The following is a 2,559-nucleotide window of genomic DNA, read 5'->3' as shown; positions in this document are numbered from 1 at the left end:
AGAACGAGGGGCTGTGACATGGGCTATGACCTCGTCGGCTGGGATGTTCGAATAAACAACCCTTGGCCGCGCGAGGGCATAGACCTCTCACGTTCTGCCCCTTCACTTTCTGCCTACAAAAATGGCTGAACTATAGGCTAGGCCAATACCTGTGCCCCGCTGGTGAGCCCGGCGATGCGCCCGCGGCATGCGGAGGAACAAGCGGCCGCTGCGGCGAACTCAGGCGACGTGACGCAACGCGACGACAGCCGATCGGTGCGGCCTTTGTTCCGCCCGCGCGCCGTCGTCATCGGTGCGGTGCTCATCGCCGTGTCCCTGCTGTGGATGCGCGAGCTGGAGCTGCGCACCGGCATCTGGGTAGCGACCGGCGTGCCGCCGCTGCCCGCGCTGCTCTTTCTCGCGCTCCTGCTGGCGGCGAACTTCCTACTGCGGGACCGTGGGGCGCGCTGGACTCTGTCGGGGGCCGAGCTGGTCGTCATCTTCGTCATGGTCGGCTTCGCCCTCAACTTCTCGGGGCTGGTGGGCGTGCGCGCTTTGATGCCTTTTCAGGGCGCCCTCTTCTACTACGCCAGCCCCGAGAATCAGTTCGCCGACTACCAGCACTATCTCCCCGCCTGGTGGTATCCGCACGACCCCGCGGTCATCCGCGGCGAGTACGAGGGCGTGCCCGGCGCGGTCGTGCCCTGGGGCGCCTACGCGCTGCCCATGCTGCGCTGGAGCCTCTTCATGCTCGCCCTCGCCGGCGTCTTCATCTGCCTGCTGACGCTGCTGCGCCGCCAGTGGACCGAAGGGGAGCGCCTGACCTTCCCCCTGGTGCAGTTGCCGCTGGCGATGCTCGACGGCCGCCGGCCGTCGTTTTTCGCCGATCCCCTGATGTGGATCGGCTTCGGCGCCGCGTTCCTGTTCAACGCATTGCGGGTGCTGCATGCGGTTGCGCCGTCAGTGCCCACCCCGGGCTTCTACACCAACCTCAGCCCCTACTTCGTGGGCCCGTGGGAGGGCCTGCAGCCGGTGCTGCTGTTCCACCTGCCGCAGGTGGTCGGCCTCGCCTACCTGGTGCCGCTCGATATCAGCCTCTCGGTGTGGCTCATCTTCGTCGTCGTCAAGCTGGTGAAGCACTTTGGCTTCATCCTGGGCTATCGCACTGGCGGCTTCCCCTACATGCAGGAGCAGGCCGCCGGCGGTTTCATCGCTATGGCGCTGGCGCTGCTGTGGATGGCGCGCCGGGACATCGCGTCCGCCCTGCGCGCCGCTTTCGGGCGCGGCCCGGCGCCGGCCGACAACCACCCCTTGCCCTTGCGCTGGGCGGTATGGGGGCTATTCGCATCCCTCGCGCTGCTGCTGGGCTGGTGCCGGCTGGCCGGGATGTCGCTTGCCATCGCCGCCCCCTTTTTCTTCGTCATCATCTGCTTCGCCCTGGTCGGCGCGCGCATCCGTGCCGAGGCCGGGGTGCCCTTCCATCTCGTGCCCTGGGGCATGGCGACCGCAACGCTGTCCAACGCCTTCGGCGTCAAGGGGCTGCTCGCGATGGGCGGGATCCAGGGCTTCGTGCTGTTGTCCTCCCTCAACTGGCTGGGGCGCTTCTGGCTGCCGACCACGCTGGCGGAAAGCCAAATCGAGTCGTTCAAGCTGGCCGACGCAGTCGGCGTGCGCCAACGCCGGATGCTGTACGCCGTCCTCGCTGCCATCGCCATCGGCATTCTCGGTAACTTCTGGGCGCACATCACCGCCATGTTCCGCTGGGGTGAGCTTAACGTTTTCCACGGCGGCACCCAGGGCAGCTTCAACGCGATGATCGCTTTCCAGGAATACGGGGTAATGACGAACGCTTTGCAGGACCCGACGCCGCCGCGGTACACGCAGACTGCGGCCGCGGGCGTGGGAGCGCTGGTGACGCTGGGGTTGTTGGCGCTGCGCATGGGCAGCCGCTTCTGGGCGTTGAGCCCCATCGGCTACCTAGCGGCGACCTGCTGGGGCGAGGGCAATCCCTACTGGTTCGGGTTCCTCGAAGCGTGGGTGCTGAAGGCGCTGATCCTGTGGATCGGCGGCATGCCGCTGTTCCGGCGGCTGATCCCGGCGTTCCTGGGGCTGGCGCTGGGACACTACGCGGGAGCGGGCATCCTGACGGCGACGCTGGGCCTGCTGATGCCTGATCTCGGCCAACTGCCGAGCTGGTTCTGATGCCGGACGCGGCCCTCAGACACGGCCGGCGAGTCATTGCCGGCGGGTTGTCCTTGTCAAGCGTCAATGGAACCGGCGCGCGGGGATCGGTTTCTGTAGGCCGGCGCCCCTTTGCTGCCATACGGGGTCTCGTGACATTCTCGCTGAAACCCTTGGCCCGGCGTGCCCGTCCGTCCCAGTGTCTGATGTCCCGAAGCACTCTCCCGTTCGCGGCACGATAGCACTCATCCGTTCCGGGGCGATAACCATTCATCCGGATGCGCTACCGCAAGCCTTCTTCTCGTCTCGATTCCTACCTTGATGAGTCTCAAGGCCGTTTGATAAGCGTAGAGGCGTCCGAAATCGCTCTCGCAGTGCGCTCCGACGCCCGTCCCATTG

General features: G+C 66.6%; 1 protein-coding gene. It reads left to right on the top strand.

From position 1 onward, the window contains the following. Positions 1 to 228: 228 nt before the first annotated feature. Positions 229 to 2,181: a DUF6785 family protein gene (locus VM221_00415; protein HUT73281.1), complete on the top strand. Its 1,953-nt coding sequence runs from the start codon at positions 229 to 231 to the stop codon at positions 2,179 to 2,181. Positions 2,182 to 2,559: the final 378 nt, after the last annotated feature.

This window comes from Armatimonadota bacterium (genome assembly GCA_035527535.1).
Lineage (GTDB): Bacteria > Armatimonadota > Hebobacteria.
This window is presented reverse-complemented; position numbering and strand designations above follow the sequence as displayed.